This window comes from Streptomyces sp. GL_140 (assembly GCF_057834465.1).
This window is the reverse complement of the sequence record NZ_CM174404.1, coordinates 498,121-524,845: the sequence shown is the minus strand read 5'-3', so window position 1 is coordinate 524,845 and position 26,725 is coordinate 498,121. Positions and strand designations below refer to the sequence as shown.

Here is a 26,725-nt window from a genome sequence, read left to right as displayed (position 1 = left end):
TCCCGCCGCTCCGTGCCCCCTCAGGTCAGCGGCCGAAGCCGGGACGGCCCGTGCACCGACGCGAGCCGCGTGTCCGACGGGCCCGACACCGGCGAGGCGGCGGAGACGGCCGAACCGGGGGAGCCGGCCCCGGCGGCCGAGGCGTGCGCGGCGAGCGGGGACCTCGCGGCGGCGCCCAGGGCGCTGCCCGCCTGCCACGCGGCCCAGTCCAGGTTCCAGTCGCCGAAGCCGTTGTCGAAGGGGGCCATCGGCTCGCCGCCGCTGTTCACCACCTGCACCACGTCGCCCTCCCGCACCGTGTCGAAGAACCAGGCGGCGTCCGCCGTGCTCATGCCCGTGCAGCCGTGGCTGACGTTCTCCTCGCCCTGCGCGTCGACCGACCAGGGCGCGGCGTGCACGTACTCGCCGCTCCAGGTCACCCGGGTCGCGTAGAGGACGGGCAGGTCGTAGAACTCGCTGGTGCCCCGCTTGATCCCCACGGTGTCCCCGCGCATCCGGACCTTCTGCTCCTTGCCCAGGACGACCTTGATGCCGCTGCGCGTCAGGAATCCGGCCTTGCCGGTGGTCACCGGGATCGTCCGCAGGATCGTGCCGTTGCGCCGCACGGTCATCTCGTGGGCGGCGGCGTCGGTGATCGCCTCGATCCGGTCCCCGACGGTGAACCGCAGGGACTCCGAAGGCCCGCCGTACTGCCGCTCGCCGACCTCCACCCCGTCGAGCCCGCTGAGTACGTTCACCACGGCGTGCGCGGGCCAGTACGTACGCGGCCGGTAGTGCAGTGTCGATTCATCGACCCAGTGCCAGGATCCTTCGACCGCCGGCTCCGAGGTCACCTGCAGGGCCCGCTCCACCCTGGCCCGCGCGGCCGGGTCGGAGGCGGGGACCGGGTGGCTGAGGGAGGCCGTGACGATCTGCCCCGCCCCGTACGTACCGGGCCTGGGCCCGAAGTCGACGGTGAGCCTGCCGTCCTCGGGCGGGGGAGCGGTCCGGAACGCCATGGTCACACCCACCGGCGTGCCCGCCGGGTCCTGCGCCCCCACCCGGACGGTGTAGGTCTCGCCCGCCCGCAACGGCTCGGTGTTGGTCCAGTGGTGCCCCCGGGCGCCGAGTGCGCCGCCCACGTAACGGCCGTGCCCGTCGTGGACGGTGACGTACGTGAGCAGACCCGGGCCGGCGAGGGCGATGTCGAGAGGGCCGGCCGCGTCGGTGGGCAGCACGACCGTGTGCGCGGCGGCCCGGGCCGCCGCCCGCGAAGCGGGATCGCGCACTACGGAACCGGCTCCGCGCGCGGTGGCCCGCACCACCTTCTGTTCGAGCCCGCCGCACAGTTCGGCACGCAAGGTCTCCACCGCACACCGCCGGGCACCCTCGTCCAGCACCCGGCCGACCAGCAGCTCCACGGAGGCCGCGGGATCTGCGTCCGCCCGGCTCCCGCCGTCGGGCTGCGGCGCGGCGGCGACCACGAGCAGCGCCCCGGCCGCCACCCCGGCCATGCTCCAGGTCCGGCCCCGTCTCCGCGGTCGTCCTCGGTGTGTCGATGGCATCGTCGTCACGCAGCCCTCCCAGATCGCCCACGGTCGGATGACAGCATCAAAACGATTTCCGGGCAGACTGATGATCATGTACTCGGCCGGTGGGGCCGAACGGGCGCCGAAGAGAACTCGTACGGAGCACATCCGCTGCCCTCCGGCCCGGGACCGGGCCGCAAGGGGCGGATGGCGACCCTGTCGGGACCTTCGCCGCTCCCACCGCCTGACCTGGGATGTTTCGATGTTCAGTGAACGCGAGCGAGAGCACGGGACACCATGGCGCCGGTTCACCGGGAACCGCGGCGCCCGAGCCCGAGGGGTGTGCAGGATGATCGAGGAAAAGCGTGGCTTCTGCACGCTCTGCAAGTCCCGCTGCGGTGCGGTGTACACCATCGAGGACGGCCGCCTCACGGGCGTGCGGCCCGACGGCGAGCACCCGACGGGCGCCGCGATGTGTCCCAAGGGCCGCTCCGCGCCGGAGATCGCGCACAGCACCCGCCGGCTGACCTCCCCGCTGCGCCGCACCCGCCCCAAGACGGACCCGGACCCCGGCTGGGAGCCGATCGGCTGGGACGAGGCGATGGCCGAGATCGCCGAGCGGATGACCTCCATCGCGGCCGAGAGCGGCCCCGAAGCCGTCGCCTTCGCCCTGACCTCGCCGTCCGCCACCGCGCTGGCCGACTCCCTGGAGTGGATCGAGCGCCTGATACGCCGGTTCGGCAGCCCGAACACCTGCTTCAGCACCGAAATCTGCAACTGGCACAAGGACGGCGCCCACGCCTTCACCTTCGGCGCCCCGCTGCCCCCGCCCGACTACGCCAACGCCGACCTGGCCGTCCTGTGGGGCTTCAACCCCGCCAAGACCTGGCTCGCGCAGTCCGCCGCCATCGCCCGGGCCCGCGCGCGCGGCATGAAACTGGCCGTCGTCGACCCCCGCCGCTCCACCAGCGCACTCGAGGCCGACCAATGGCTGCGCGTGCGCCCCGGAACCGACGCCGCCCTCGCCCTCGGTCTGGCCAACCTGCTCATCGAACAGGACCGGTACGACGAGGAGTTCGTCCGCGCCTGGACCAACGGCCCGCTGCTCGTGCGCGAGGACACCGGCCGCTTCCTGCGCGCCGCCGAACTGGGCGCCACCGCGGACGCCGAGGGCCTCGCCGAGGGGCTCGTCGAGGGCTTCGCCGTCTGGGACGAGACCGCCGCGGCCCCCGCGTCCTACGACACCTCACGGGCGGCCGAGCACCCCGAGCGGTTCGCCCTGCGCGGAGAGTTCCAGGTGGACACCCCGGCCGGGCCTGTCGCCTGCCGCCCCGCCTTCGCGCACTACGCCGACGCCTGCGCGGCCTGGCCCGCCGTCCGCACCGCCCGCACCACCTGGATCCCCGAACGGGAGATCCGCGCCCTCGCCGACACGATCGCGGCCGCCTCCAGCGTCGCCTACTACGGCTGGACGGGGGTCGGCCAGCACGCGGGCGCCACCCAGATCGACCGGGCCCTGTCCACCCTGTACGCGCTGACCGGCAGCTACGACACACCCGGCGGCAACGTCCCGCTCACCGGCCCGCCCTTCAACGGCGCATCGAACCCAGGGTAGTTCGACCCCGAGCAGCGCGCCAAGGCCCTCGGACTCGACAAGCATCCGCTGGGTCCGCAGGCCATGGGCTGGATCAACACCGGCGACCTGCGGCGCGCCATCGAGCACGCGGACCCGTACCGGGTCAGGGCGTTGATCGGATTCGGCGCCAACCTCGTGGTCTCACAGCCCGGTTCCGACGACACCGCGCGCGCCCTGGCCGCCCTGGACTTCCAGGTCCACATCGACATGTTCCACAACCCGACCAGCAGCACCGCCGACATCGTGCTGCCCGTCAACAGCGCCTGGGAACACGAAGCCCTGCGCTTCGGCTTCGAGGTCGACCAGCGCGCCGCCGAACACGTACAGCTGCGCCCGCGCATGGTCGAGCCCCAGCCGGGCACCCGCTCCGACATGGAGATCGTGTTCGACCTCGCCCAACGCCTGGGTTTCGGTGATCAGTTCTTCGACGGGGACATCGAGGCCGCCTGGAACCACCAGCTGGCCCCCACGGGCCTGACCACCGACCGGCTCCGCGAGGAACAGGGCGGAATCCGGGTCGCCCAGCCCGCCCGCCACCGCAAGTACGCGCAAGCCGTGGGGAACGACACGGGGAACGACACGGCCGTACGGGGCTTCGCGACCCCCACCCGCCGCGTCGAGCTGTACTCGGAGCGCCTGGCCGAGCACGGCTACCCGGCCGTCCCCGAACACAGCGAACCGGCCGCGCCCGGACCGCACTACCCCCTGATCCTCTCCTGCGCGAAGAACGGCTACTTCGTCCACAGCCAGCACCGCGGCATCAACTCACTGCGCCGCCGCTCACCCGAACCCAGCGTGGACATCAGCCCCGAGACCGCCCGCGCCCAGGGCATCGGCGAGGGCCAGTGGGTCGACCTCGCCACCCCGCGCGGCAGCATCCGGATGCGGGCCCGCTACGACACCTCGCTCCATCCGGCCGTCGTGGTCGCCGAGTTCGGCTGGTGGCAGGACGCCCCCGACCTGGCCCTGCCCGGCGCCGACCCGGTCAGCGGGGCGGGCAGCAACTTCAACCTCCTCATCGACCACACCGTCAGCGACCCCGTCAGCGGATCGGTGCCGCTGCGCTCCTCGGTGTGCCGGATCACCCCCGCGCCCGCGGACGGCGCCTGGGCCGGTACCCGCCCCTTCACCGTCACCGCCATCGAGCCCCAGGGCGAAGGAGTGCGCACCCTGCGCATGGAGCCCGCCGGCGGCGGACACCTGCCCGACTTCCGGCCCGGCCAGCACCTGACGGTCCGCGCCGAGGGCGAGGACGGCGCCGTCACGGACGCGTCGGCCGGGCGCAGCTACTCCCTGACCGGACCGGCCGTCGACCCGGATCGCCGGGCGTACCACCTGGCGATCCGGCACGTGCCCGACGGCGCCTTCTCCACGTACGTCCACCAGCGGTTGAAGGTCGGCGACCGGCTCCATCTGGCCACCCCCGGCGGCGGGTTCGCCCTTCCCACCCACACCGACGCCCCCGTGGTGCTGATGGCGGGCGGCATCGGGATCACCCCCTTCATGAGCTACCTGGAGACCCTCGCGGCCACCGGCGGAACCGTCCCCGAAGTCGTCCTGCACTACGGGAACCGCAACTCCGCCGACCACCCCTTCCGGGACCGGATCCGCGAGCTCGCCGAGCGGATCCCCGTCCTGCGCATCGTCACGCACTACGCGGACCCGCTGCCCGGGGACGTGGCGGGGGAGGACTACGACAGGGCCGGATTCATCACCGCCGACGACATCGACCCCGGGCTCGTGGACGGCCGCGCCCGCTTCTACTTCTGCGGCCCGCCGCCCATGATCGACGCCCTCACCACCGCCCTGAAGGAACGCGGAGTACCCCGCTTCGAGATCTTCAGCGAGAAGTTCCAGGCGGCCACCCACGAGGTCGCCATCCCCGACGACGCCGAGTTCACCGTCCGCTTCGCCCGTTCCGGCAGGGAACTCACCTGGCGCAAGGGCGACGGAACCCTCCTGGCGGCCGCCGAGAAGGCCGAGGTGGAGCTCCCCAGCGGCTGCCGGGTCGGCCAGTGCGAGAGCTGCGCCCTCCCCGTCCTCGACGGGGCCGTCACCCACCTGGTCACCCCGTCCGAGGACCTCCCCGAGGACAACTGCCTGACCTGCCAGTCCGTCCCGGCGGCCGACCTCGTACTGGACGCCTGACCGCTACCCCGTGGCGGGGGCGAACTCCAGCGCGCGGCGGACCCACTCCGGACCGCGGACCCGGGTGCCGAACACCACCAGCTCGCAGGCTCCCGCCACGCGGCAGTCGACGGCGCGGCCGTCGATGCCGGTGAAGGACGCCGACAGGACGACCTGCTCGTCGAGCCGCCCGTCGTCGCCGGTCGCCGGCGGCCTGCTGCGCGGGCGGCAGCCGAGGGTGTCGGTGGAGCCGGCGGCGCACTGCATGACCAGGGAGTGGTACTGCGGCTCGTAACCCTTGCCCGTCGTGCGCACCGTCTGGCCGTCCACCAGGGCGCTGTCCGGGCTCACGCGCAGGGTGGGCGGGGCCTCCGGGCCGCCGTGCGGGCGGAACCGCAGCGGGACACCGGCGAGCACGGTCCCGTTGTTGTCGGTCAGGGCCAGCGAGCAAGGACGGTCCGTCGGAGCGGTACGGCAGTCGAAGGACCCGGCCGGTGTGTCGAGCCGGGCGTACAGCTTCTTCGGCGAGAGCTCGTAGGTGCCGTCCGGGTACACCCGGAACTGGCGGCCGGTGGCATCGTCGCAGGTGGCCGCCGTCGGCGTGGTGGCCGAAGGGCCGCACTGCTTGACCCAGGCGTACGCCTTGGGCGGGCCGCCCGCGATCGAGAACCGGACGATGTCCCCGTCGAGCAGCCCGGTGGTCCGCCCGACGTCCAGCCGCGGACCGCCGACGTCGGCCCGCGGACCCGACACGGATGCCCCGGCCGCCCGCTCCGCCGAATTCGGCTGGATCCGGCCCACGGCCGGGACGCTCCAGCCGCGGCCCGCACCGCCGTCCTGGACCGTGAGGCAGAACGCGCCGCGGCCGGCGAAGCGCACCTCTAGGGCGCCCGCCGCGTTCTCGACGGCGCCGAGGGTACGGTGCGGCGCACCTGCCGGTGCCTTGCCCACGAGCACCTCGCCCACGGGCATCCCATCCACGGGCGCCTCGCCCACCGGCACCGCGCTGACCCGGCGCCACGGCCCGTACGCGGTGTCCGGGGCCTCCTGCTCGCGCTGCCAGACGAAGGGCAGGCCCCCCGTGGCCGTGGCGTCGTGGAAGAGCTGTACCTGGCTGATCCGCCCGTCGGTGCGGTCCACGGACACCAGACTCCCCGGAACCGCCCGGCTGGGCAGCCCCTTCGCGCCGGCATCCGCACCGCACACGGCCGGGACCGGCCCGGCCGCCCGCGCCGCCACCGGCCCCACCGCGACCCCGGCGCAGGCGAGCACCAGCGCCAGCGCTCCCCGTACGAGCCCTCCGGCCCGCCTGCCCGGCAGCCCGTTCCGTCCTGACCCCATCGGCTTCCCGCCCTCCCCGTCGCCCGTTCGGCCGAGGGCATCCTCATGGCGCGCGATGCCCCCGGCCAGGGCGCGTTTTTGGCCAACGGGCCCCGGCCCGCCGCCGGAGGCGGATCACATGAGGTCCGCCGCACGTGCGACGAGGACGATCTCCTCGTCCACGGACCGGACTTCCTCGGGACGGCCGAGGAGCACCAGCCTCTTGCGGTACTTGGTCAGTGACTTGACGAGCAGCCCGGCCCGTTCCGGTTCCATCGCGTACAACCTCCGTGCGGCCGCCACGGATTCGGCGTGCAGGGCCAGCACCCTTTCGGGCTGGTCCGAGAACTCCTGGCGGCTGTAGGCCCAGAGCGCCACGACGAGTCGGGGCAGATAGGCGAGCGGACTGACGTGGACGAGCACCCGGTAGGCAGCGACTTCCTCCTTGGCCGGCAGTGTCCCCGATGCGAGAAGAGCCACTCGGGCTCGGAGTACGGCGTCGTGATTGATGTTCACCGAGGAATTCATAACGGTGATTCTCAAATCTCAACGGGGCCTTGAACAAGGGAAATCGAATGTGCCCTCCGTCCTACAAAAACAGCGTCTGACCTGTCATGATGGAAACGTATTAACCTTTGCGTCCGGTCGCCGGCGTACACAATTCGCCGATTCGGCGGGCCCGGTCACGCCTCGCCCGCGAGGTGTTGCCACAGGAAGGTGTGGGTCAGCGCTTCGACCCGGGCGGCCTGTTCGTTGTCGGTGGATCCGGCGTGCCCGCCCGCGGTGGTCTCGTGGAAGAGGACCCGGTGCCCGAGTTCCCGCAGCCGGGCGGCCGCCTTGCGGGCGTGCCCGGGGTGTACGCGGTCGTCGCTGGTCGCGGTGATGACGAGGATCGGCGGGTACGCCTCGTCCGCCCGGAACCCGTGGTACGGGGAGAGGGCTTCGAGATGCGGAACGTCCGCCGGGTCCTCGGGGTTGCCGTACTCGGCGGTCCAGGAGGCGCCCGCGAGCAGCAGGTGGAAGCGCAGGAGGTCCAGGAGCGGGAAGCCGATGACCACGGCCCCGAACAGGTGGGGGTAGCGGACGGTCACCGCGCCCATGAGGAGTCCGCCGTTGCTGCGGCCTTCGATGCCGAGCCGGCCGGGGGTGGTGATCTTGCGGTCCACCAGGTCCTGGGCGACGGCGGCGAAGTCCTCGAAGGCCCGTTCCCGCTCGGCCTTGAGGGCCGCGTGGTGCCAGCCGGGACCGTACTCCCCGCCGCCCCGGATCCCGGCGACCACGTAGGTGCCGCCGCGGGCGAGCCAGGCCCGCCCGCGGACCGCGTCGTACCCCGGGGTCAAGGTGACCTCGAAGCCCCCGTACCCGTACAGCAGGGTCGGTCCCGGCTCGGCCAGGTCGGGTCCGACCACGAAGTACGGGATGCGGGTGCCGTCCGCGGAGGTGGCGAAGTGCTGCCGTACGGAGAGGCCTTCGGTGTCGAAGAGCGCGGACGCCTGCTTGATCGCCTCGGAGGCTCCGCCGATCTCGCCCCGGAAGAGGGTGGCTGGCTGCAGGAACCCGGAGACGACGAGGAAGTACTCGTCGCTCTCGTCGGGGTCGGTGGCGGTGAGGGTGGCGGTGGCCAGCGGCGGAACCTCCGCGAGCGGACGGCGGGTCCAGGGCCCTTCGGCCTCGGGGGTGAGGACCTCGACGCGGGTGGCGACGTGGTGGAGGGTCTTGAGGATCAGGTGGTGGCGGGTCCAGGAGTGTCCGGCGAGCGCCGTCGTATCGTCCGGAGTGAACAGCACCGCGGCCGGCTCACGGTTTCCGCCGAGGAAGGCCTCGAAGTCGAACGCCAGCAGTGAACCCGCCGGATGACCCGACCAAGGGGTCTTCGGAACGACCATCAGCCACTGCCGGTGGACGTACTTCTCGGCGTCGTCCGGCACGTCCACCTTCGTCAGCCGGTTTCCGTCCGTGAGGAGGAACAGCTCGCGGTGCCAGAAGTCCCGCTGCAGGGACAGGAAATGACGGCCGTACCCCTCCGTCGGGTCGTACCAGCCCGCCACGGACAGGTCTTCGGCCGAGCCCTCGAAGACCGGCTCCGACTCGGCGAGCGGAGTGCCGCGCCGCCATCGCCGTACGGTGCGCGGGTAGCCGGAGGCGGTGAGGGAGCCGGGGCCGAGGTCGGTGCCGACGTAGGCGTGATCGGCGTCGATCCAGCCGATCTGGGTCTTGGCCTCGGCCACCCGGAACCCGTCCTCGACGAACCGCAGGGTCTCCAGGTCGAACTCGCGCACCGTCACCGCGTCGCTCCCGCCGAGGGAGAGGCGCACCAGCGCCAGGCGGTGCCCGGGGCGCAGCACCTCGGCCCCCGACCACACCCACTCCCGGCCCTCCAGCGCGGCCAGGGCGTCGAGGTCCAGCACGGTCTCCCAGACGGGCCGCTCGCGGCGGTACTCCTCGAGGACCGTCCGGCGCCAGACGCCCCGGACGTGCGCGGCGTCCTGCCGGAAGTCGTAGAGGTGCTTGCCGCGCCGGCGGACGTAGGGGATCCGCCCCTCGTCGTCCAGGACCTCGCGCAACTCGGCCGCCAGCGGCGGGAATCCCGGATCCTTCGTGAGCCGCTCGGCGGTCTCGGTGTTTCGCTCCCGCACCCAGGCGAGGGCCTCCTCGGAGTGCAGGTCTTCCAGCCACAGGTTCGGGTCGCCATCGATCATGCCCCCAGTGTGCAGAGCGGACGGGCCCCGCGGGAGCGTTCGCCGCATTGCGGAGGTCAGCCGATGTCCACCACGCGCGCCCACGAGGGCGGGGCGTCCGGCACGTAGTCGGGATCGTCTTCGTTCCACGACCTGCGCGATCCGGAGAACAGCCCTACCACGGTCCGGCAGGACGGCCGTGCGCTCGGCCACGGCGTCTGGCCGTCGGTCAGGATCACGATGACGTCGGGCCTGGCCTGAGCGCGCAGCGCCTTGGCGAAACCCGTCCGCAGATCCGTACCGCCCCCACCGATCAGCGGAATTCCCTCGGAACGGCACAGCGAGTGCGCGATCTCGGCCGACGCGTCGCACGGCAGTACGGTGATCAGGTCGCGGCGCCCGCCCACGGCCCGGGAGATCGCGGCGACCTCGTGCAGCGCGCTGCCCAGTTCGGCGTCGCTCACCGACGCGGAGGTGTCGATGATCACGGAGACCCGGGGCGGCCTGCGGCGCAGGCTCGGCAGGACCACTCCGGGCAGCCCGGCCGAACGCCGCGACGGCCGGCCGTAGGTGTAGTCCTCGCCCGCACCGGCCCCGGAGGTGGCCGAACGCACCGCCGCCCCCAGCAACTCCCGCCACTGCTGCGGCGGGTGGAACGCCTCCTCGGCCCACCGCTTCCACCCCTGCGGGGTGTTCCCGGGGCGGCCCCTGATGCCCTGCGCCACCCGGAACCGGACCGCGTCCCGTTCCTGTTCGCTGAGACCGTGCGAGCCCTCCGGTCCCAGATCCCACTCCCGCTCCAGCCCGTCGGCGCCGCTGCCGCAGTCCAGCCAGGCCATGTGCTGGGTGTACGGCCCGAGCCCGAACAGGCCCAGGTAGTCCTCCATCAGGCGGCCCCGGGGCAGCTTGAGGGAAGACGGATCGATGGCTCCCTCCGGCCGGGCGAGCCCCTCGCCGTACACGTCGTCGTTGATCTCGAAGTCCGCCGCGATGTTCATCCGCAGCCGTTCCCCCGGGCCGGTCAGCCCCCGCTCCCGGGCCACCCGGTCACCGCGGCCGTGGTGGTCGCGCAGCAGGTGCGAGACCTCGTGCACCCATACCCCGGCCAGCTCCTCCAGCGGGGTCCGGTCCACGAACCCCGGCGAGACGTAGCAGCGCCAGTGCCGGTCGACGGCCATGGTCGGCACCCGCCGCGACTCCACTGCGGTCAGGGCGAACAGGGCTGTCGCCAGGTAGGGCCGGACCCGGGCGGCCTGCAGCCGGGCGGCGAAGAGCTTGTCCAGGTCCAGCGCCCCCGTCGGATCGAGGTCCGGCGCCCCCGCCGCGTCGCGGGCCATCAGCGGGCCTGAGAGGCGGTCGCCATGACCCGGGCCGTCGCCCGGTCCGCCCGCCGGGACAGGGTGACCACCCCGGCGAGCTGCTCGATCGACTCCGGCACCTCCCAGTCCGCACGGCGCAGCGCGGCGAGCGCGGTCGCGGGGACCACCACCAGGTCGGGGGCCCCGGTCTCCAACGCCCGGACCAGCAGGGCCCACGCCGCGTCCCAGCGGGACTGCTCGGGGCGGTTGCGGACCGCCTCGACGACCCCGTCGAGCACCGCCTGGCGCAGGTCGCCGCGCTCGGGCAGATCGGCGCCCGCCGGGTCGGCGAGCAGAGCCTCGGGATCCGGGAGGTCCATCCGGTCCAGGCTCGCCAGCAGCTCCAGCCCCGGTCCGTCCCCGACCGTGCCCCTGACCAGCAGGGACAGCACGTCCCGGGAGGAACCGGCCGCCGTCGCGAAGGCGATCAGGCGCAGGGTCATCTCCCAACTGCGGGGCGAGGGCCAGGGTCCGCCCCGGCGGGCCTCACCACTGGGCAGCCGGTGCACGAGCCCGGGGCGGGCCGAGAGGAGCCCGCACACCGCACGCCGGGCGAAGTCCACGGCTCCCGGAAGCCGCCCGGGATCGAGGCGGGGCAGGGTCGCCCGGGGCCAGGTCCCGCCGAGGCCCCGTACGACGACCTCGTGGTCGTGCACCCACTGGAGGTGGACGAACCGGTTGGCCAGCGGCGGGCTCAGCTCCCAGCCGTCCGCCGCCGAAGAGCGGGGGTTGGCGGCAGCCACGATCCGCACTTCGGGCGGCAGTTGGAGGGAGCCGATGCGGCGTTCGAGGACGAGCCGGAGCAGGGCCGCCTGGACGGCGGGCGGCGCGGTGGACAGCTCGTCCAGGAACAGCAGCCCCCGGCCCGCCCGCACCAGGCGCACCGCCCAGTCCGGCGGGGCCATCGGGACCCCCTGCGCCGCGGGATCGTCGCCGATGACGGGAAGGCCGGAGAAGTCGGACGGCTCGTGGACGCTGGCGATCACCGTGGTCAGCGGAAGCTCCAGGGACTCGGCGAGCTGGGTCAGCGCCGCGGTCTTGCCGATGCCGGGTTCGCCCCACAGGAGTACGGGCAGGTCGGCGGCGACGGCCAGGGTCAGGGCCTCCAACTGGTCGTCGGCGCGCGGTTCGGTGGCCGAGTCGCGCAGCAGGGCCAGCAGCTCGCCGGCGACGTCGAGTTGGGCGGCGGGAGCGGGAGCGGGAGCGGGAGCGGGAGCGGGGGTGGGAGCTCCGGCAGTGGCGGACGTACTGAATTCGGGCATGCTTGATCACCTTTGGGCTGAGGAGGGCGCCGGAAGGCGCCGAAGGCGGGGGAGAGCAGGGGAGAGCAGGGGAGAGGGACAGGGGTCCCGGTCAGCGGGCGGTCGTGTGCCGGGGGTGCGAGCGCCGGTCGCGGGGACGAGGGGACCGCGGAGGCAGTCGGTCGGGTGCCCGTCCGGCGAGGCCCGCCCTGAACAGTCCGTACGCGATCCGCCGCTGCGCGGCCCTCTCCAGTTCGTCCAGCAGGGCTCCGGTGCGCAGCAGCGCCTCGGGGCCCAGCAGATCCTCCACGACAGCCAGCGCACCGGCGGTGTCGCCGTGGGCGAGGCGTTCGCGGACGCCGGGGAGGCAGTCCGGACGGCGGTGGGCCACGTCGACGGCCTGGAGGCAGGGCAGCGGAGTGCCGGTCAGCGCGACCAGCAGCTCCTCGCGCCGGAGCTCGACCGGATCGTGGTCCAGCGGGACCAGTACCCCGTCGGCCAGCCCGATCCGGTGCACGGCCCCCCGGCACTCCACGAGGTGGGGTGCTCCCGCCCGGTCGGCGGCCGGCGCCGGTCCGGCCGGGGCGCGGTCCGCGGCGCGGTCCGGGGCCAGCGCGCGGGCGACCAGCGGGTGCAGCCGCTCGGCGTCGATCAGCCCGTTGCGGATCAGTTCCAGGTCCGGCGGCACCCAGGTCGCCGCGTCGGGCAGCACCGGCGGCGCGGCGGCCCGGGCGTCGGGAGCGGCAGCCGTGATCCGCAGCTCCGGCGGCCCTGAGCGGTTCCCGGCCGGGACCAGGTGCAGGTCCAGCCGGTGCCGGGCCCCGAGCCGTACGGTGACGGTCCCGCCGGGCTGCCCTTCGGGCCGTCCCTCGGAGCGTCCCTCGGCGCGGAGCACGATCCCCGCCTCGGCCGCCCACCGGCCGACGGCACGGCGCAGCCCCGGCGGGACCAGCCCCTCGGGGTCGGGATCGGGGTGCGGACCGGGGTGCGGACCACGGCCGGGATCCGCCGGCCGATCGGCCCCGGAGCGGATCCGGAGCTCATCGGTCCTGCGCGCGTCCCACAGGTGGCGGTGCAGGTCCAGGCGGAACCGCCGGTCGGGACGGGCATGCGGATGGTGGCTCGCGCCCGTCCCCTGGAGGGAGCGGGAACCGTCCCACAGCGCGAGGCTGATCCGCTGACCGGCGTCCGCCCAGGCCGGAGGAGTCCGGGCGACGAGATGCACAGGGCGTTCGCCTTCGCGCCGCGCACCCTCGTACCGGGCCAGGGTGATGGTCAGACCCGGGCGCAGCAGCCCGTCGGGAGCGATCCTCGGCATGTGCCAGCGCAGCAGGTCGGGAGCCAGATGGCGGAGATCGGCGCGGAGCCGGGCCGCCAGTTCCGGGCCGTGGGCGCGTGCGACGTGACGCAGGTTGAAATCGATGTCGACGGCTGCGGCGGCGCACGCCCCCGCCCAGTCGCCGGCGAGGCGGCGGGCGGTCGCAGTCCCGATCATGGAGGGCGGCACGGCGAACTCGCGCACGCGCAGCCAGAAGGAAAGGCGGGAATCCCCGTACGCGGTCTGAGTGAGCATCAGCACTCACCTTGCGCGGACGGGACCCCCGATCTCATAACGGAGTAAGTGGTCATCGCGGTGATCGTAACGCCCGGCCTTCCGGCCTGCCAGGGCTTTTTCCACCGAGCCCCCGGACCTCCTCGCAGACCCGGGGAGCGCCGGGAAACCCTTCGCCGCACCGGGCGAAAGCCCACGTACGTCCAGTACGCGGACTTCCGCCCGGCACGCCGAGAGCACGCACCGGACGCCGCGGGGCCGCCCTCCGGGCGACGACGGCACTTTGACGACAAGCCCTAGGCGCGGCGCCAGTCAGTTGACGGTGACGGTCACCGACGGCGAGGTCCAGTCGCCGGCCGTCACGCGCAGCTCTTCTTTGCCCTTGGTCTTGAAGGTGTTGTCGAAGGAGAAGCTGGAGCCCTGCTTGATCAGGGTGTTGGCATGCAGGGTGGTCCACTTGGACCCGTTCTTGTGCTGCAGGACCACCTTCGTGCCGATGGGCAGGCCCTTGCTTCGGCCGGTGAAGGTGACCTTCTCGCCGGCCTTCACCTCGGTCGGCGTGGCCCTGAGGGTGATTTCCCCGGCGGCCGACTTCGAGGCCGACGGAGTCGGTGTCGCGGTCGCACTCGGGGTCGGTTTCGCTGCGGCGGCGGCGGACGTGGCCGCGGTCGCGAGGCCCCCACCGATCAGCAGCGCCGCGGACAGGGTGCCGGCGGCGAGGAGACGGGCGATGCGGCGTTGTGTGGCCATCAGGTCGGACTCCCATCGGGACGGTTCCCCCGCACGGTTCCGATGCTAGCGACGCGTTTCCCGAACGGGCGACTCGATCAAGGGAACCCCTGGTCGGCCGGGGTGCCGGGGCCGCCCGACTCCGGCTCGGCTACTCTCGGCGCCATCCATGATCAATCTTCGATCCGGGCAGACCGCGGCCGCGGCCGCGACCGCATCCGCAGTCACATCCGCGGTCGCATCCGGTTCACCACTCGGGGGACGCCACTCCATGAATACGCCGCCGTCGACATCCGGAGCCGAGCGAACCGACGGGTCATCCGTCCGGATCGGCGCTCTCGTACCGCTGACCCGGCCCGGCTGGGTCGGGGCGGGTCAACATCTGCTCGCTGGACTCGAGTTGGCCGTGAGCGAGGTCAACGAGGCGGGCGGGATCGGCGGAAGGCCGCTGGAGCTGGTGGTCCGGGACACCGCGGCCGATCCGCAGAAGGCCGCGGCGGCCGTGGACGAACTGGCCGGCCTGGGCGTGGCCGCCCTGGCGGGGGAGTACCACAGCGTCGTCGCCCGCGCCGCCGCGGCCAGGGCCGACGCCCTCGGCCTGCCGTTCCTCTGTTCTTCGGCGGTGCTCGACGCCCTCACCGAACAGCCGACGCAATGGGTCGCGCGCCTCGCCCCGGCGCAGTCCCACGGCTGGCGGATCTACGCGGACTTCCTCCTCGGCGCGGGTCACAGCCGCATCGCCGTGGCCGCCGATGCGAGCGTCTACTGGGAATCCGGGGCCCGGATTCTGCGCGAGCACCTCGCTCCGCGCGGGGGCACCGTCATCGAGCTGGCCATGAGCGGGCTGACGCCCGCGCAGCTGTGCGACGCGCTCGCCGCCAGTGGCGCGACAGCCCTCCTCCTTCTGACCGGCTTCCCGGAACCGGCCGTGCCGGTCGTCAGGTCCGTCCGCCGCGACCCGCGCCTCGCCGAGATCCTGATGGGCGCTCCGGCCGGGCAGCCGGAGTTCGCCGAATGGGCGAAGTCGCTGGGTGAGGACGGCGCCGCGATACCGTTCCTGCGCTACCTGCCCGAGCGCCTGGGCCCGCTCGGCGCACGAGTCGAGACGGCCCTGCGCGAGCGGCTGGCCGAAGCGCCCTCGTTCGTCGCCTTCGAGGGCTACGACACGATCACCGTCCTCGCCGACCTGCTGCGTTCGCACGGCACGGACCGGGCGGGCACGGCCGAATCCTGGTCGCGCGTCGAGGTCGAAGGCACCCGCGGGCGGATCCGGTTCTCCCGCACGCCGGGCATCGGCGTGTGGCAGTGGGCCTGGACTCCCGTCCAGGTCGTCGACCGGGACCCGGCGTATCCCGAGCGCTTCCGGATCCGGCACACCGGCTGAGCGGAGGCCGGCCCCGCCCGCCGAACAGCAGCTCGGCGGGCGCGGCCCCGCCCGGGGACCCCCTGACTCGCTTTCGCTTACGAAATGTCCCGAAGGGGTGGGCGCAGGCCCCTGTAAGACAGGTCATTCGCGTTCCCTACCAGGTGTTCCGAAGGCGTTTCCTGGAAGAGGTCGGAGTGAGACCGGGCACCGGCCCCCGTTGGCACCGCAGCAGATGCGGACGAGGAACCCCTACCGGTCACGAGGAACACGTGATGACCGCAATCGATGAATTCACCTCCCACACCGTTCCCGAGACCCTTCACGAGTCGTACGCCTTCAGCTGCCTCGACTGCGGGTACGGCTGGGAGAAGCAGTACGACGTCCAGCACTACATCGACGGCACCGGCGTCCAGCGCACGCTCTGCACCGTGGACGGCGAGCGCGTCCCCTCCCCGCTGACCCGCTCCGAGTGCGCCGGGTGCGGCGGCCACGTCATCCGCATCCTGCGCGCCGGCACCGTCGACACCGCCCGCACGGCCATGACCAGCGGCGCCCGCCCGATGGAGATCCCCTCCTTCCTGTCCCTGCTGCACGGGGGCAAGTGACCACGATGAGCACCGAAACAGTTCCCACCGTCCCCACCGTTCCCGCGACACCCGCCGCCCTGTGCACATCGGAGGAACCGGCCGTGGCCGGGGAAGCGGAGGAGCCCGAGGAGCCCGAGGAGCCCGAGGATTTCGAGTCCCCGGCCTCCTGGCCGGACGGCCTGACCACGGCCGAGGCGCACCGCCTCCTCCAGGAGCACGGTCCGAACGAGATCGCCGAGGAGCGCAGAAGCCCGCTGCGGGAGTTCCTCGGCTACTTCTGGGCCCCCATCCCCTGGATGATCGAGACGGCCCTGATCCTCTCGATCGTCGTCCAGCACTGGGTCGACGTCGTCATCATCGGCGTCCTGCTGGCCGTCAACGGCGTCGTGGCGTTCATGGAGGAGCACGAGGCCGCCAACGCCATCGCCGCCCTCAAGCAGCGCCTCGCCACCGAGGCCCGCGTCCTGCGCGACGGGGTCTGGCGCACGGAGGCCGTCCGCGAACTGGTTCCGGGCGACATCGTCCGGGTCCGACTCGGGGACGTCGTCCCCGCCGACGTACGGGCCCTCGGGTCCGGCACCCTCGAGGTGGACCAGGCCGCCCTCACCGGCGAGTCCCTGCCCGTCGAGCGCGGCCGCGGCGAGACCCTGTACTCCGGATCGGTCATCGTGCGCGGCGAGACCGACGCCGTCGTGGAGGGAACCGGCGCCAACAGCTTCTTCGGCAGGACCACCGCCCTGGTGGGCGAGGCCGGTACGGTCAGTCACCTCCAGCAGGCCGTCCTGAAGATCGGCAACTACCTCATCCTGCTGGCCGTCGCCCTGGTGACCCTGACCGTCATCGTCTCCGTGGCACGCGGCAACGCGGTGCTCTCCGTCCTGGAGTTCGCGCTCGTCGTCGTCATCGCCTCGGTCCCGGTCGCCCTGCCCGCCGTGATGTCCGTGACGCTCGCCGTCGGCGCCCGCAACCTCGCCAAGCGGGGGGCCGTGGTGTCCAACCTGCCCGCCGTCGAGGAACTGGGCAGCATCGACATCCTGTGCTCCGACAAGACCGGCACCCTCACCGAGAACCGCCTCGCGATCCTGGACCCCTGGGTCCCGGACGGCATCGACCAGGACGACCTTCTCGGCTCCGCCGCACTGGCCTCCCGCGCCGAGAACGGCGACCCCATCGACCGGATCGTCATCTCCACCGCCACCGACCGGCTGGCCGGCTCCGACACCGGCTGGGCGCACGGCGCCCCGGTCACCGACTTCGTCCCCTTCGACCCGGTCACCAAGCGCACCGAGGCCACCGTCGGCTTCGGCGCCGGTCCCGGCCCAGGCCCGGACACCTACCACGTGAGCAAGGGCGCCCCGCAGGTCATCGCCCGGCTCTGCGACGGAGACCCGGCCGCCGCCGAAGTCGCCGCCATCGCCGACTCCTTCGCCGCCCGCGGCTTCCGTTCGCTGGGCGTGGCCCGTACCGACGAGTCGGGCGCCTGGCGCCTGCTCGGCATCCTGCCGCTGGCCGACCCGCCGCGCGAGGACACCGCCGACACCGTGGCCGCCGCGAACGAACTCGGCGTGTCCGTCAAGATGGTCACCGGCGACCAGGTGGCGATCAGCCGGGAGCTGGCCCGTCAGATCGGGATGGGCGACGACATCCTCGACACCCACGCACTGGACGCCGACAAGCCGGAGGCGGAGCTCGCCGAACTCGTCGAGATCTCGGACGGGTTCGCGCAGGTCTTCCCGGAGCACAAGTACCGCATCGTCAAGATGCTCCAGGAACGCGGCCACATCGTCGGCATGACCGGCGACGGGGTCAACGACGCCCCCGCCCTCAAGCAGGCCGATGCCGGGATCGCCGTGGCCGACGCCACGGACGCCGCGCGGGCCGCCGCCGACGTGGTCCTGCTGACCCCCGGCCTGTCCGTCATCTCCCACGCCATCAGCCAGGCCCGGGAGATCATCCAGCGGATGATCAACTACGCCACGTACCGCATCACGGAGACCATCCGGGTGCTCGGTCTGATCACCCTGACGATCGTCGCGTACAACTTCTTCCCGGTCACCGCGATGATGATCGTGCTGCTGGCCCTGCTGAACGACGGCGCGATCCTGACGATCGCCTACGACAAGGTCCGCGGCTCGCACAAGCCCGTGACCTGGGACATGCGCGGAGTCCTGACCGTGGCCACCGTGCTGGGCGTGGTCGGTGTCGGCGAGACCTTCCTGCTCTTCGTCCTCGGCCGCGACGTCTTCCACCTGAGCGACGGCCTGATCCACTCGCTGGTCTACCTGAGCCTGTCGGTCTCCGGCCAGCTGACCATCTTCGTGACCCGCACCCGCGGCCGCTTCTGGACCTCCCCGGCCCCGGCCAAGCCGCTGCTGATCGCGGTCTGCGCCGCCCAGACCATCGCCACCCTCGTCACCGTCCTCGGGATCGGCATGACCCCGCTCGGCTGGGGCTGGGCCGCCGCGGTGTGGGGCTACGCGATCTGCTGCTTCCTCCTGGAGGACCAGCTCAAGCTCGCCGCCCACTGGTTCCTGGACCGGCGCCCGGGAGTCGCCCCCGCCGCCCGCTGACGGCCGTCCCCCGTACACGCCCTCGTGCACGTCCCCGTACGCGTCCCGCCCGTACACGTCCCGCCCCGGACCGGTTCCGGGCGGGACTCCGGCCGTGTGGCGTGCCGGGCCCGGCGGGGCCCCGCCCCGATGGCAGGGTGCTCGTATGCGACCGCCGACGGCGGCGGACAGCGAAATCCGAGGGCGGCAGGCGAAGGGAGGAGGGCCCGTGAAGTGGACCGAGCTCACCCGGGCGGCGCACCGGTACGGCCCCGTCACCTGGGACCGGATCGCGGTGGGCGCCTGCCTGCTGGCCACCGTCCCCTTCGAGGTCGTCGCCGAACTCACCCACGAGTCCTGGGCCGCGCACCCCCTCCTGCGCTGGTTCGGCATCCTCGTCGCCTGCGCCGCCCTGCTCTGGCGCCGCACCCGCTTCCCGCTCGCCGCCGCCGTGGTACTGGCCGCGACGGCCCTGAGCGCGAAGTTCACCGCACTGTTCTTCCTCGCCTACGCCGCCGGCCGCCACCAGCGCACCGCCCGCGCCTGGTGGTTCGGGGCCGCGGCCACCGCCGAGCTGATCACCCTCGGAGCGCTGGGCATCGGCCCGCCGCTGGCCCGGGACAACTCCGCCTCCAGCCTCGCCCTGCTCGTGCTGGCGGTGGCCATGACCATCGTCGTCGGCATGACCCGCGGCCGGCACATGGCGGAGCGGGCCAGGGCGGAGGAGGTGGCCAGGGAGCGGGCCGCCGAGGCGGTCAACGCCGAACGGCGAAGGCTCGTAAGGGAGTTCCACGACCTGCTCGGGCACGACGTGGCCCTGCTGAACATCCTGGTCGAGTCGCTGCGAAGCTCCGTGGGCGGCCGGAACGAGGCCGCGGACGGGCTGCTCGACGCGGCGCAGAAGCAGTGCGCGTCCGCCTCGGACCACCTGCGCGGCATGACCGCCGTATTGCGGCTGCGCGAACTGGACGCCTCGCCGGCGCCCGGTCCCGGTAGCCCTGCCGGCCCAGGACCGGGGCCGCGGCCCGATCCGGTGGCGGGCGGGCTCGACGCCCTGGGCCGCTCGCTCGACAGCGTCCGTGCGGCGGGGGTCGACGTACGCCTTGCCGACGGGTTCGCGGAGGCCTTCGGCCGACTGCCCGCCGCGCACCGGGAGGCCGCCCGCCGGGTGGTCACCGAGGGCCTGACCAACATCCTGCGGTACGCGCCCGGTTCGGCCGTACGCCTGACCCTGCGGGCGGGTCCGGCCGACTGGACGCTGGACGTCCGCAACGGCCCGCCCGGTGCACCCGTACGGTCGCTCGCGCCGGGCACCGGCCTCGGGCAGGCCGGGCTCCGCAGTCGGCTGGAGCCGCTCGGCGGCACCCTCGAAGCCGGGCCCGCGACGGACGGGGACGGCGGCTACCTGCTCCGTGCTCATGTCGCCCACGTCACCCATGCCGCCCACTGAAACGAAGGACACGAAGGACATGAAGGACACGAAGGAGGAGAGCAGTGCTCCGCATTGTGATCACCGATGACGAGGACGTCATCCGCGCGGGACTGAGGACCATCCTCACCGTCCAGGGGGACATCGAGATCGTGGGCGAGGCGAGCACCGGAGCCGAGGCCCTGGCGGTCGTCGCCGAACATGCCCCCGACGTCGTCGTCCTCGACCTCGCCATGCCGGACGGATTCGACGGCGCCGAAACCGCCCGGCTGCTCCGCGAGGCCCACCCGGACCTGGGCATCCTGATCCTGACCACCATCGCCGACGAGGAACACGTGGCGAAGGTCTGGCGGGCGGGCGCCGACGGCTACCTCCTGAAGACCGCCTCGGGCGCCGAGATGCGCGAAGCGGTGCGCAGCGCGGCCGGACACCGCGCGGTCCTCAGCCCGGCCGTGATCTCCACCGTCATGAGCCGCTTCTCCACCCACCACCACCCGGCCCCGACCCCCGAGGTCATGGAACGCATCCGCGCCCTCTCCCAGGGCGAGCTGCGCTGCGTGGCCGTCCTCGCCGACGGGCTCGGCAACCGCGAGATCGGCGAGCGCCTCGGCCTGGCCGAGGGCACCGTCAAGACCCACCTCTCCCGCGCCCTCCACAAATTCGGCCTCGACAACCGAACCCAGCTCGCCCTCCTCGCCAACGACCACCGCGAACTCCTGACGGCCCTGCTCCACTGAGCTGCCCCCGCCCCGGACACCCGGAAGCACCCGGAAGCGGAATGCGTGGGAACGGTGCGTGACCACTACTCCACCTGTGGTAATGCCTTGACGTGCATGTCGAACAGATTATCGAATACGGTCTACGCTGGAGAGACCGGACGGGGAGTCGGGTGTCGACGATCGGGGGCTGACAGGGAGCTGGAGGTGGTGGCGCGATGTTTGCGCACCTGCACGTCGCCTCCGGCTACTCGGTGCGCTACGGCGCGGCGCTGCCCGGCGGGCTGGTCGAGAGGGCGGCCGAGCGGGGTCTGCGGGAGCTGGCCCTGACCGACCGGGACACGGTGGCCGGTGCGGTCCGGTTCGCGCAGGCCTGTGCGAAGTCCGGGATCCGGCCGCTGTTCGGCGCGGACCTCGCGGTCCCGCCGCTCGGCCCGCTCGACCCGCTCGACCAGGCGCCGCCGAAGGCCCGTACCCCGGCCCGGGGCGGTGCCTTCGTCGCCGACTCCGCACCGCGGGCCACCCTGCTGGCCCGCGACGGAGTCGGCTGGGCCAACCTGTGCGCGCTGATCACCGCCGCCTGGGCCGCCCGGCAGCAGGCCGGCGGCGGGCAGCCGATCGTCCCCTGGTCCGCGATCCAGCAGCACGCCGAAGGGCTGACCGTACTGCTGGGGCCGACGTCCGAGCCGGTGCGGGCGCTCGCTGCCGGCCGTCCGGACCTGGCGGCCGAGCTGCTCGCGCCGTGGCGGGAGGTGTTCGGGCAGTACCTCCGGCTGGAGGCGGTGCACCACCGCCGCACCGGCACCGGGCCGGGTTCGCTCCGGCTGGCCGCCCGCACCGTCGCACTGGCCGCCGACCTCGACCTGCTCGCCGTCCTGACCAACGCGGTCCGCTACGCGGACCGGGACCAGGCGCCGGTCGCCGACGTACTGGACTCGGCCCGCCTGCTCACCCCGATCCGGCCCGGCCGCACCTGCAACGGCGAGCGCTCGCTCAAGGGCGCCGCCGAGATGGGTGAGCTCGCCGAAGAAGTCGCCCGGGCGGCCGGACAGGAGAACGGCGGGGCCGCGCACCTGCTCGCCACCACCTCCCGCACCGCCTCCGAGTGCCGCCTCGACCCGTACGCCGACCTCGGGATCGGCCGCGTGCACTTCCCCGAGGAGCGCGTCATCGGCCTGGCCCCCGGTACGTCCGCCCGGACGCTGCGCGAGCGGTGCGGGGCGGCGATGGTCCGCCACGGCTACGACCGCTCCGCGGCCATGCACGCCCGCCTGGAGGAGGAGCTCCGGGTGCTGAACACGCTCGGCTGGCCCTCGTACGCCCTGACCGTCGCCCAAGTCGTCGACGACATAAGGGAGATGGGCATCCGGGTGCAGGCCCGGGGTTCCGGCGCCGGCTCCCTGGTGGTGCATCTGCTCGGCATCTCCTTCGCCAACCCGCTGGAGCACGGACTGCTGATGGAGCGATTCGTCAACCTGCGCCGCCGCACGCTGCCGGACATAGACATCGACGTGGAGTCCGCCCGGCGCCTGGACGTCTACCGCCGGATCATCGACCGGTTCGGCACCGAGCGGGTCTGCACCCTCAGCATGCCGGAGACCTACCGTGTGCGGTGGGCGATCCGCGACGCCGGACTGGCGCTCGGCCTGCCCCCGGACGAAGTCGGCCGGCTCGCCAAGGCCTTCCCGCACATCGCCGCCCGCTCGGCCCGCACCGCGCTGCGCGAACTCCCGGAACTGCGGGAGGTCGCCGCCCACGCCGACCGCTACGGGCGGCTGTGGGACCTGGTCGAAGGCCTCGACGCCCTGCCGCGCGGCACCGCGATGCACCCCTGCGGCGTCATCCTCTCCGACGCCACCCTGCTGCGGCGCACCCCGGTCGTCCCGACCGCCACCGAGGGCTTCCCCGCCACCGTCTTCGACAAGGAGGACGTCGAAGGCGACGGCCTCGGCCTGCTGAAGCTCGACGTCCTGGGCGTGCGGATGCAGAGCTCGATGGCGTACGCGGTCCGCGAGATCGAACGCACCACCGGAGAGCGGATCGACCTGGACGACCCCGCCCAGGTGCCACTGGACGACCCGGCCGCCTACGAGCTGCTGCGCGAAGGCGAATCGCTGGGCGTCTTCCAGCTGGAGTCCCCGGGGCAGAAGGACCTGCTCGGCCGGCTGCAACCGGAGACCTTCGCCGACCTGGTCGCCGAGATCTCGCTGTTCCGTCCGGGCCCGGTGCAGGCGGACATGATCCGCCCGTTCCTCCTCGGCCGGCACGGCAAGAAGCCCGTCACCTACCCGCACTGCGACCTGGAGCCGTGGCTGCGCTCCACCTACGGCGTGGTCATCTACAACGAGCAGGTGGCCGGCCTGTTCTCCACCATGACCCGCAGCGACCTGGCCATGGGCGAGGAAGCGCGCCGCGCCCTGGCCCAGCCGGAGCGCGTGGCGAGGCTCCAGGACTGGTACCGGCGGAGCGCGGCCGCGGCCGGCTACCGGCCGCAGGTGGTCGACTCGGTGTGGCGGATGCTGGAGAACATGGGGGCCTACGGCTTCGCGAAGAGCCACGCGACCGCCTTCGCCCTGCCCACCCTGCAGTCCGCCTGGCTGAAGGCGCACTTCGCGGCGCCGTTCTACGCCGGGCTGCTGGAGCACGACCCGGGCATGTACCCGAAGCGGCTGGTGCTGTCCGACGCCCGCCGCCGCGGCGTCCCGATCCTGCCGCTGGACGTCCAGCACTCCGCCACCGGTTACCGCACCGAAAGGCTTCCGGACGGCCGGCTGGGCCTTCGGGTCTCGTTGGCCGACGTCCACGGCATCACCGAGGAGCAGGCCGCCCGGATCGAAGCGGGCCGACCGTACGCGGACCTCGCCGACTTCTGGGCCCGCGCCCGGCCCACGCACCCGGTCGCCGACCGCCTCGCGCGGATCGGCGCCTTCACCACCCTTGCCCCGGGAGCGGGTCGCCGCGACCTGCTCCTGCAGATCGACGAGCTCCACCGCGGCCGCCACGCCACCGCAGGACCCGGCCAGCTCACCCTCGCCCCGACCGCGGGCTCGCCCACCCGGCCGAGCGGCCTCCCGGCGATGACGCAGAGCGAGCAGCTGGAGGCCGAGCTGGAGGTCATCGGCATGGACGCCTCCCGGCACCTGATGGAACCGCTGCACCCGCTGCTGGCCGAGCTCGGCGTCACCCCCTCCTACCTGCTGGGGGACCGGCCGGCGGGCGAGACCGTGCTGGTGGCCGGTGCGAAGGTCGCCATCCAGACGCCGCCGATGCGCTCCGGACGGCGCACCATCTTCGTCTCCCTGGACGACGGCAGCCCTGGTGGTCAGATCGACCTCACCTTCTTCGACGACACCCACGAGCAGGCGGCCCACCCGCTGTTCCACCACTTCCTGCTCCTCGCGCGCGGGGCCGTCTCACGCCGCGGCAAGTCCGTCTCGGTCATCGGCACCCACGCCTGGAACCTCCAGGACGTCGCCGACACCCACCGGGACGGCGGCGCCGCCGCCGTCCGAGCCCTCCTCGCCACCGAACCCCGCCCCGATCACTCCGACGGCTACTTCGACGCTCGCTCCGGCGGAGCCGGCACGGGCGGCCGCCCGACCGGATCCGGGGGAGCGGGACGGCTGTGGCACGCCAGCCAGGGGAGCGCCGGATGAACGCGAACGCCCCCACCGAAGTGACGATCCTCCACCTGCGCGTCCACGGAGCCCCGTTCGACACGTACCGTGAACTGTTCACCGTGCTCGGAGACATCACGCCCGTGGTCCAGGCCCTCCCGCCGGACAGCGCACTCCTCGAACTGGCCGGAGCCATCCGGTACTTCGGACAGTCGCCGGCCCAGCTCGCCGACCTGCTCCAGACCCGCCTCGCCGCCCGCTACGGCCTGCTCACCACCGGCGGGATCGGCCCCAACCGCATGCTCGCCACCATGGCCGCCGACGCCGCCGCCCCCGGTACCGTCACCGTGCTGGACGACGACCCCGTCGAGCAGCGTGGATTCCTGCGGACCCGTCCGGTCCGGGAACTGCCGGGTGTCGGACCGGCGCTGGCGCGCTCCTTGGCCAAGTACGGCATCCAGCGGGTCGGAGACCTGGCCGACCTGCCGGTGGCCACCGTCCAGCGCATCGCCGGAGCCTCGACCGGCCGTCTCGTCGACGAACGCGCCCACGGCGTCGACCGGCGCGCCGTCACCCCGGCCGGACCGCCCGCCACCATCACCAGCGGCCACCGCTTCGACCGCGACGTCCTGGACCACGAGCAGATCCGCCGCGCCCTGCTCGCCGCCGCGGGCGACCTCGGCACCCGCCTGCGCGCGGCCGGGCAGACCGCCCGTACCGTCGAGCTCCAGGTCACCTACGCGGACCGCTCCACCAGCACCCGCTCGCGCACCCTGCGCGAACCCACCGCCCACACCCCGATGATCCGGGACGTGCTGTACTCCGCGTTCGCCTCCCTCGGCCTGCAGCGGGCCCGCATCCGGGCGGTCACCGCCCGGACCGGAAACCTGGCCGCCGCCACCGGCGCCGCCGTGCAACTCACCTTCGACCGCCCCACCGAGAGCCGCCGCGCACTGGAACCCGTCCTGGACCGGGTCGCCGGCCGCTTCGGCTCCGCCGCGACGGCCCCGGCCGCCCTGGCAGCCGCGAAGGCCCGCCCCGGCAGCCGGGGCCGTGCTCCGTAGTCGTCCGTACGGGTCACTATGCTGCCGGGATGACCGAACCATCGCCCCCGCCGCTGACCCTGGAAACCGCGAGGGACCTCCAGAGCATGCTCCGGGCCGAGATCGGGCCCGGCCTCAGCGAGCGGGAACTCGACGCGGTCGAGGCACGGTTCGGCTTCACCTTCTCGGCGGACCACAGGATTTTCCTTGCCGCCGGGCTCCCGCACGGATCGCCGAGCTGGCCCGACTGGCGAAACGGCGACCCCGAAGACCTGGCCGCCAGGCTCTCCGGACCGGTCGAGGGCGTGCTCTTCGACGTGGAGCGCAACGGCTTCTGGCACCCGGCCTGGAGCCCGAGGCCGGCGGGTGCATCCGAAGCGCTGCGGATCGCACGGGCCGAGCCGGCGGCCGTCCCGCGGCTGGTCCCCGTCTACAGCCACCGCTACCTGCCCGGCACAGCGGGCGAATGCGGTCACCCCGTGCTGTCCGTCCACCAGACCGACATCATCGTCTACGGCAACGACCTTGCCGACTACATGCGCCACGAGTTCACCGGCCGGGCGAGCGGCCTTCCCGGCCACTCGACCGTCGGCTTCTGGTCGTACTTCGTCCACGGCGGTTCCGGCACCGACGTCGCCCTGCCCACTCCCTTCACCCCCTACGCCGTCAGCGCGCAGGAGGCTGTCGAGTGCCTGCGGATGCTGGCACTGGAGCGACTGATCGGCCGACGGCACTACCCGCACCAGCTGATCGAGGCAGCCCTCACGGCGCTGGTCCTCGATGTCGGAACGGAGTCGCTTCCGCTGCTCGCCGGCCTGTCGCGCACCGAGCACGAGAGCGCCGACGCGCTCTTCGACAAGGTGCTGGCCGAACTGGGGCCGACCGAGGGCCTTCCCGGCGATGACACCGGCATCCCCTGGGAGGCGGCGCGCTGGGAACTCGTACGCTGGTGGCTCCGGCTGATCGTGAACGGGAGTCTGGCCCCCGGAGCCGGCGGCGACGTGATCACGTACGAGGGTTGGGGCGCACTGGCACGACCCCAGTCGCTTCGGCCGCTGGTCGACAAGGCCGACGCCCACAACGGCTGGGAGGCGATCCGGCACGGCACGCGCGAGCAGCTGGCCGGTGAGATCGTCGCGGAGGCCGAGCGTCTGCTCACCGGCCCCTGGCCGCCTCTGGACTGATCGCCATCGGATTCGGAACGCGCACCTGCGGACCGAATGGGCCCGATATCCAGGCCGGCATGCAAAAACACCCCGGAGCCGATTG

The 26,725-nt window shown here is 73.1% G+C and carries 17 protein-coding genes and 1 pseudogene; 10 read left to right on the top strand and 8 right to left on the bottom strand.

Features of this window, described 5'->3' with window-relative positions; all coding sequences use genetic code 11:
* Positions 1-20: 20 nt before the first annotated feature.
* On the bottom strand, positions 21-1,493 hold the full coding sequence (locus AC3IYJ_RS02615; RefSeq protein ID WP_489399707.1) for a L,D-transpeptidase: 1,473 nt from the start codon (positions 1,491-1,493) through the stop codon (positions 21-23).
* On the opposite strand from AC3IYJ_RS02615, the pseudogene AC3IYJ_RS02610 reads away from it, so the two are divergent.
* Positions 1,492-3,531, top strand: a pseudogene (locus AC3IYJ_RS02610) (molybdopterin-dependent oxidoreductase); the annotation flags it as partial. The gene AC3IYJ_RS02615 and the pseudogene AC3IYJ_RS02610 overlap by 2 nt on opposite strands.
* A complete protein-coding gene (locus AC3IYJ_RS02605) occupies positions 3,517-5,292 on the top strand; it encodes a molybdopterin dinucleotide binding domain-containing protein (protein WP_489402665.1) in 1,776 nt (591 codons plus the stop codon). The pseudogene AC3IYJ_RS02610 and the gene AC3IYJ_RS02605, both read left to right, overlap by 15 nt.
* A gap of 3 nt (positions 5,293-5,295) precedes the next feature.
* Here AC3IYJ_RS02605 and AC3IYJ_RS02600 read toward each other — a convergent pair whose 3' ends face one another.
* The 7 genes from AC3IYJ_RS02600 to AC3IYJ_RS02570 form a co-directional block, all read right to left on the bottom strand.
* Positions 5,296-6,612 (bottom strand): neocarzinostatin apoprotein domain-containing protein, encoded by a 1,317-nt coding sequence (locus AC3IYJ_RS02600; protein ID WP_489399706.1) that lies wholly within the window; start codon positions 6,610-6,612, stop codon positions 5,296-5,298.
* Positions 6,613-6,726: 114 nt separating this feature from the next.
* Entirely contained in the window at positions 6,727-7,071 is a 345-nt protein-coding gene (locus AC3IYJ_RS02595; protein WP_489399705.1) for a hypothetical protein, read from the bottom strand.
* A gap of 203 nt (positions 7,072-7,274) precedes the next feature.
* On the bottom strand, positions 7,275-9,290 hold the full coding sequence (locus AC3IYJ_RS02590; protein WP_489399704.1) for a prolyl oligopeptidase family serine peptidase: 2,016 nt from the start codon (positions 9,288-9,290) through the stop codon (positions 7,275-7,277).
* Between the two features lie 56 nt (positions 9,291-9,346).
* Positions 9,347-10,606 (bottom strand): vWA domain-containing protein, encoded by a 1,260-nt coding sequence (locus AC3IYJ_RS02585; protein ID WP_489399703.1) that lies wholly within the window; start codon positions 10,604-10,606, stop codon positions 9,347-9,349.
* Complete coding sequence (locus AC3IYJ_RS02580; RefSeq protein WP_489399702.1) at positions 10,606-11,889, bottom strand: AAA family ATPase; 1,284 nt, start codon at positions 11,887-11,889, stop codon at positions 10,606-10,608. The genes AC3IYJ_RS02585 and AC3IYJ_RS02580 overlap by 1 nt, the downstream gene beginning before the upstream one ends.
* 91 nt (positions 11,890-11,980) lie before the next feature.
* The gene (locus tag AC3IYJ_RS02575) at positions 11,981-13,441 is read right to left on the bottom strand and encodes a hypothetical protein (RefSeq protein WP_489399701.1); all 1,461 of its coding nucleotides are present in this window, start codon (positions 13,439-13,441) and stop codon (positions 11,981-11,983) included.
* A gap of 291 nt (positions 13,442-13,732) precedes the next feature.
* Positions 13,733-14,170 carry a hypothetical protein gene (locus AC3IYJ_RS02570; protein WP_489399700.1) on the bottom strand — a complete coding sequence of 146 codons (438 nt, stop codon included), beginning with the start codon at positions 14,168-14,170 and terminating at the stop codon, positions 13,733-13,735.
* A 250-nt stretch (positions 14,171-14,420) separates the two neighbouring features.
* Here AC3IYJ_RS02570 and AC3IYJ_RS02565 point away from each other — a divergent pair, with 250 nt between their 5' ends.
* The 8 genes from AC3IYJ_RS02565 to AC3IYJ_RS02530 all read left to right on the top strand — a co-directional run bounded on the left by AC3IYJ_RS02565 (position 14,421) and on the right by AC3IYJ_RS02530 (position 26,640).
* Entirely contained in the window at positions 14,421-15,533 is a 1,113-nt protein-coding gene (locus AC3IYJ_RS02565) for an ABC transporter substrate-binding protein (protein ID WP_489399699.1), read from the top strand.
* A 254-nt stretch (positions 15,534-15,787) separates the two neighbouring features.
* On the top strand, positions 15,788-16,120 hold the full coding sequence (locus AC3IYJ_RS02560) for a hypothetical protein (RefSeq protein WP_489399698.1): 333 nt from the start codon (positions 15,788-15,790) through the stop codon (positions 16,118-16,120).
* 5 nt (positions 16,121-16,125) lie between these two features.
* Positions 16,126-18,672, top strand: a complete 2,547-nt coding sequence (locus AC3IYJ_RS02555; RefSeq protein WP_489399697.1) for a plasma-membrane proton-efflux P-type ATPase — start codon at positions 16,126-16,128, stop codon at positions 18,670-18,672.
* Between the two features lie 208 nt (positions 18,673-18,880).
* Positions 18,881-20,101, top strand: a complete 1,221-nt coding sequence (locus AC3IYJ_RS02550; protein WP_489399696.1) for a sensor histidine kinase — start codon at positions 18,881-18,883, stop codon at positions 20,099-20,101.
* Positions 20,102-20,145: 44 nt separating this feature from the next.
* The gene (locus tag AC3IYJ_RS02545; protein WP_489399695.1) at positions 20,146-20,817 is read left to right on the top strand and encodes a response regulator; all 672 of its coding nucleotides are present in this window, start codon (positions 20,146-20,148) and stop codon (positions 20,815-20,817) included.
* Positions 20,818-21,014: 197 nt separating this feature from the next.
* The gene (locus AC3IYJ_RS02540) at positions 21,015-24,452 is read left to right on the top strand and encodes a DNA polymerase III subunit alpha (RefSeq protein WP_489399694.1); all 3,438 of its coding nucleotides are present in this window, start codon (positions 21,015-21,017) and stop codon (positions 24,450-24,452) included.
* A complete protein-coding gene (locus AC3IYJ_RS02535) occupies positions 24,449-25,477 on the top strand; it encodes a DNA polymerase Y family protein (RefSeq protein ID WP_489399693.1) in 1,029 nt (342 codons plus the stop codon). Before AC3IYJ_RS02540 ends, AC3IYJ_RS02535 begins: the two co-directional genes overlap by 4 nt.
* A gap of 29 nt (positions 25,478-25,506) precedes the next feature.
* Entirely contained in the window at positions 25,507-26,640 is a 1,134-nt protein-coding gene (locus AC3IYJ_RS02530) for an SMI1/KNR4 family protein (RefSeq protein WP_489399692.1), read from the top strand.
* The last annotated feature ends 85 nt before the right edge of the window (positions 26,641-26,725 follow it).

Excerpts from the sequence above, each read along its gene's own strand:
- AC3IYJ_RS02585 (WP_489399703.1), bottom strand. The coding sequence starts at position 10,606 with ATGGCCCGCGACGCGGCGGGGGCGCCGGACCTCGATCCGACGGGGGCG.
- AC3IYJ_RS02580 (WP_489399702.1), bottom strand. The coding sequence starts at position 11,889 with ATGCCCGAATTCAGTACGTCCGCCACTGCCGGAGCTCCCACCCCCGCT.
- AC3IYJ_RS02575 (WP_489399701.1), bottom strand. The coding sequence starts at position 13,441 with ATGCTCACTCAGACCGCGTACGGGGATTCCCGCCTTTCCTTCTGGCTG.
- AC3IYJ_RS02570 (WP_489399700.1), bottom strand. The coding sequence starts at position 14,170 with ATGGCCACACAACGCCGCATCGCCCGTCTCCTCGCCGCCGGCACCCTG.
- AC3IYJ_RS02555 (WP_489399697.1), top strand. The coding sequence starts at position 16,126 with ATGAGCACCGAAACAGTTCCCACCGTCCCCACCGTTCCCGCGACACCC.
- AC3IYJ_RS02560 (WP_489399698.1), top strand. The coding sequence starts at position 15,788 with ATGACCGCAATCGATGAATTCACCTCCCACACCGTTCCCGAGACCCTT.
- AC3IYJ_RS02615 (WP_489399707.1), bottom strand. The coding sequence starts at position 1,493 with ATGGCCGGGGTGGCGGCCGGGGCGCTGCTCGTGGTCGCCGCCGCGCCG.
- AC3IYJ_RS02600 (WP_489399706.1), bottom strand. The coding sequence starts at position 6,612 with ATGGGGTCAGGACGGAACGGGCTGCCGGGCAGGCGGGCCGGAGGGCTC.
- AC3IYJ_RS02605 (WP_489402665.1), top strand. The coding sequence starts at position 3,517 with ATGGAGATCGTGTTCGACCTCGCCCAACGCCTGGGTTTCGGTGATCAG.
- AC3IYJ_RS02535 (WP_489399693.1), top strand. The coding sequence starts at position 24,449 with ATGAACGCGAACGCCCCCACCGAAGTGACGATCCTCCACCTGCGCGTC.
- AC3IYJ_RS02540 (WP_489399694.1), top strand. The coding sequence starts at position 21,015 with ATGTTTGCGCACCTGCACGTCGCCTCCGGCTACTCGGTGCGCTACGGC.
- AC3IYJ_RS02565 (WP_489399699.1), top strand. The coding sequence starts at position 14,421 with ATGAATACGCCGCCGTCGACATCCGGAGCCGAGCGAACCGACGGGTCA.
- AC3IYJ_RS02590 (WP_489399704.1), bottom strand. The coding sequence starts at position 9,290 with ATGATCGATGGCGACCCGAACCTGTGGCTGGAAGACCTGCACTCCGAG.
- AC3IYJ_RS02530 (WP_489399692.1), top strand. The coding sequence starts at position 25,507 with ATGACCGAACCATCGCCCCCGCCGCTGACCCTGGAAACCGCGAGGGAC.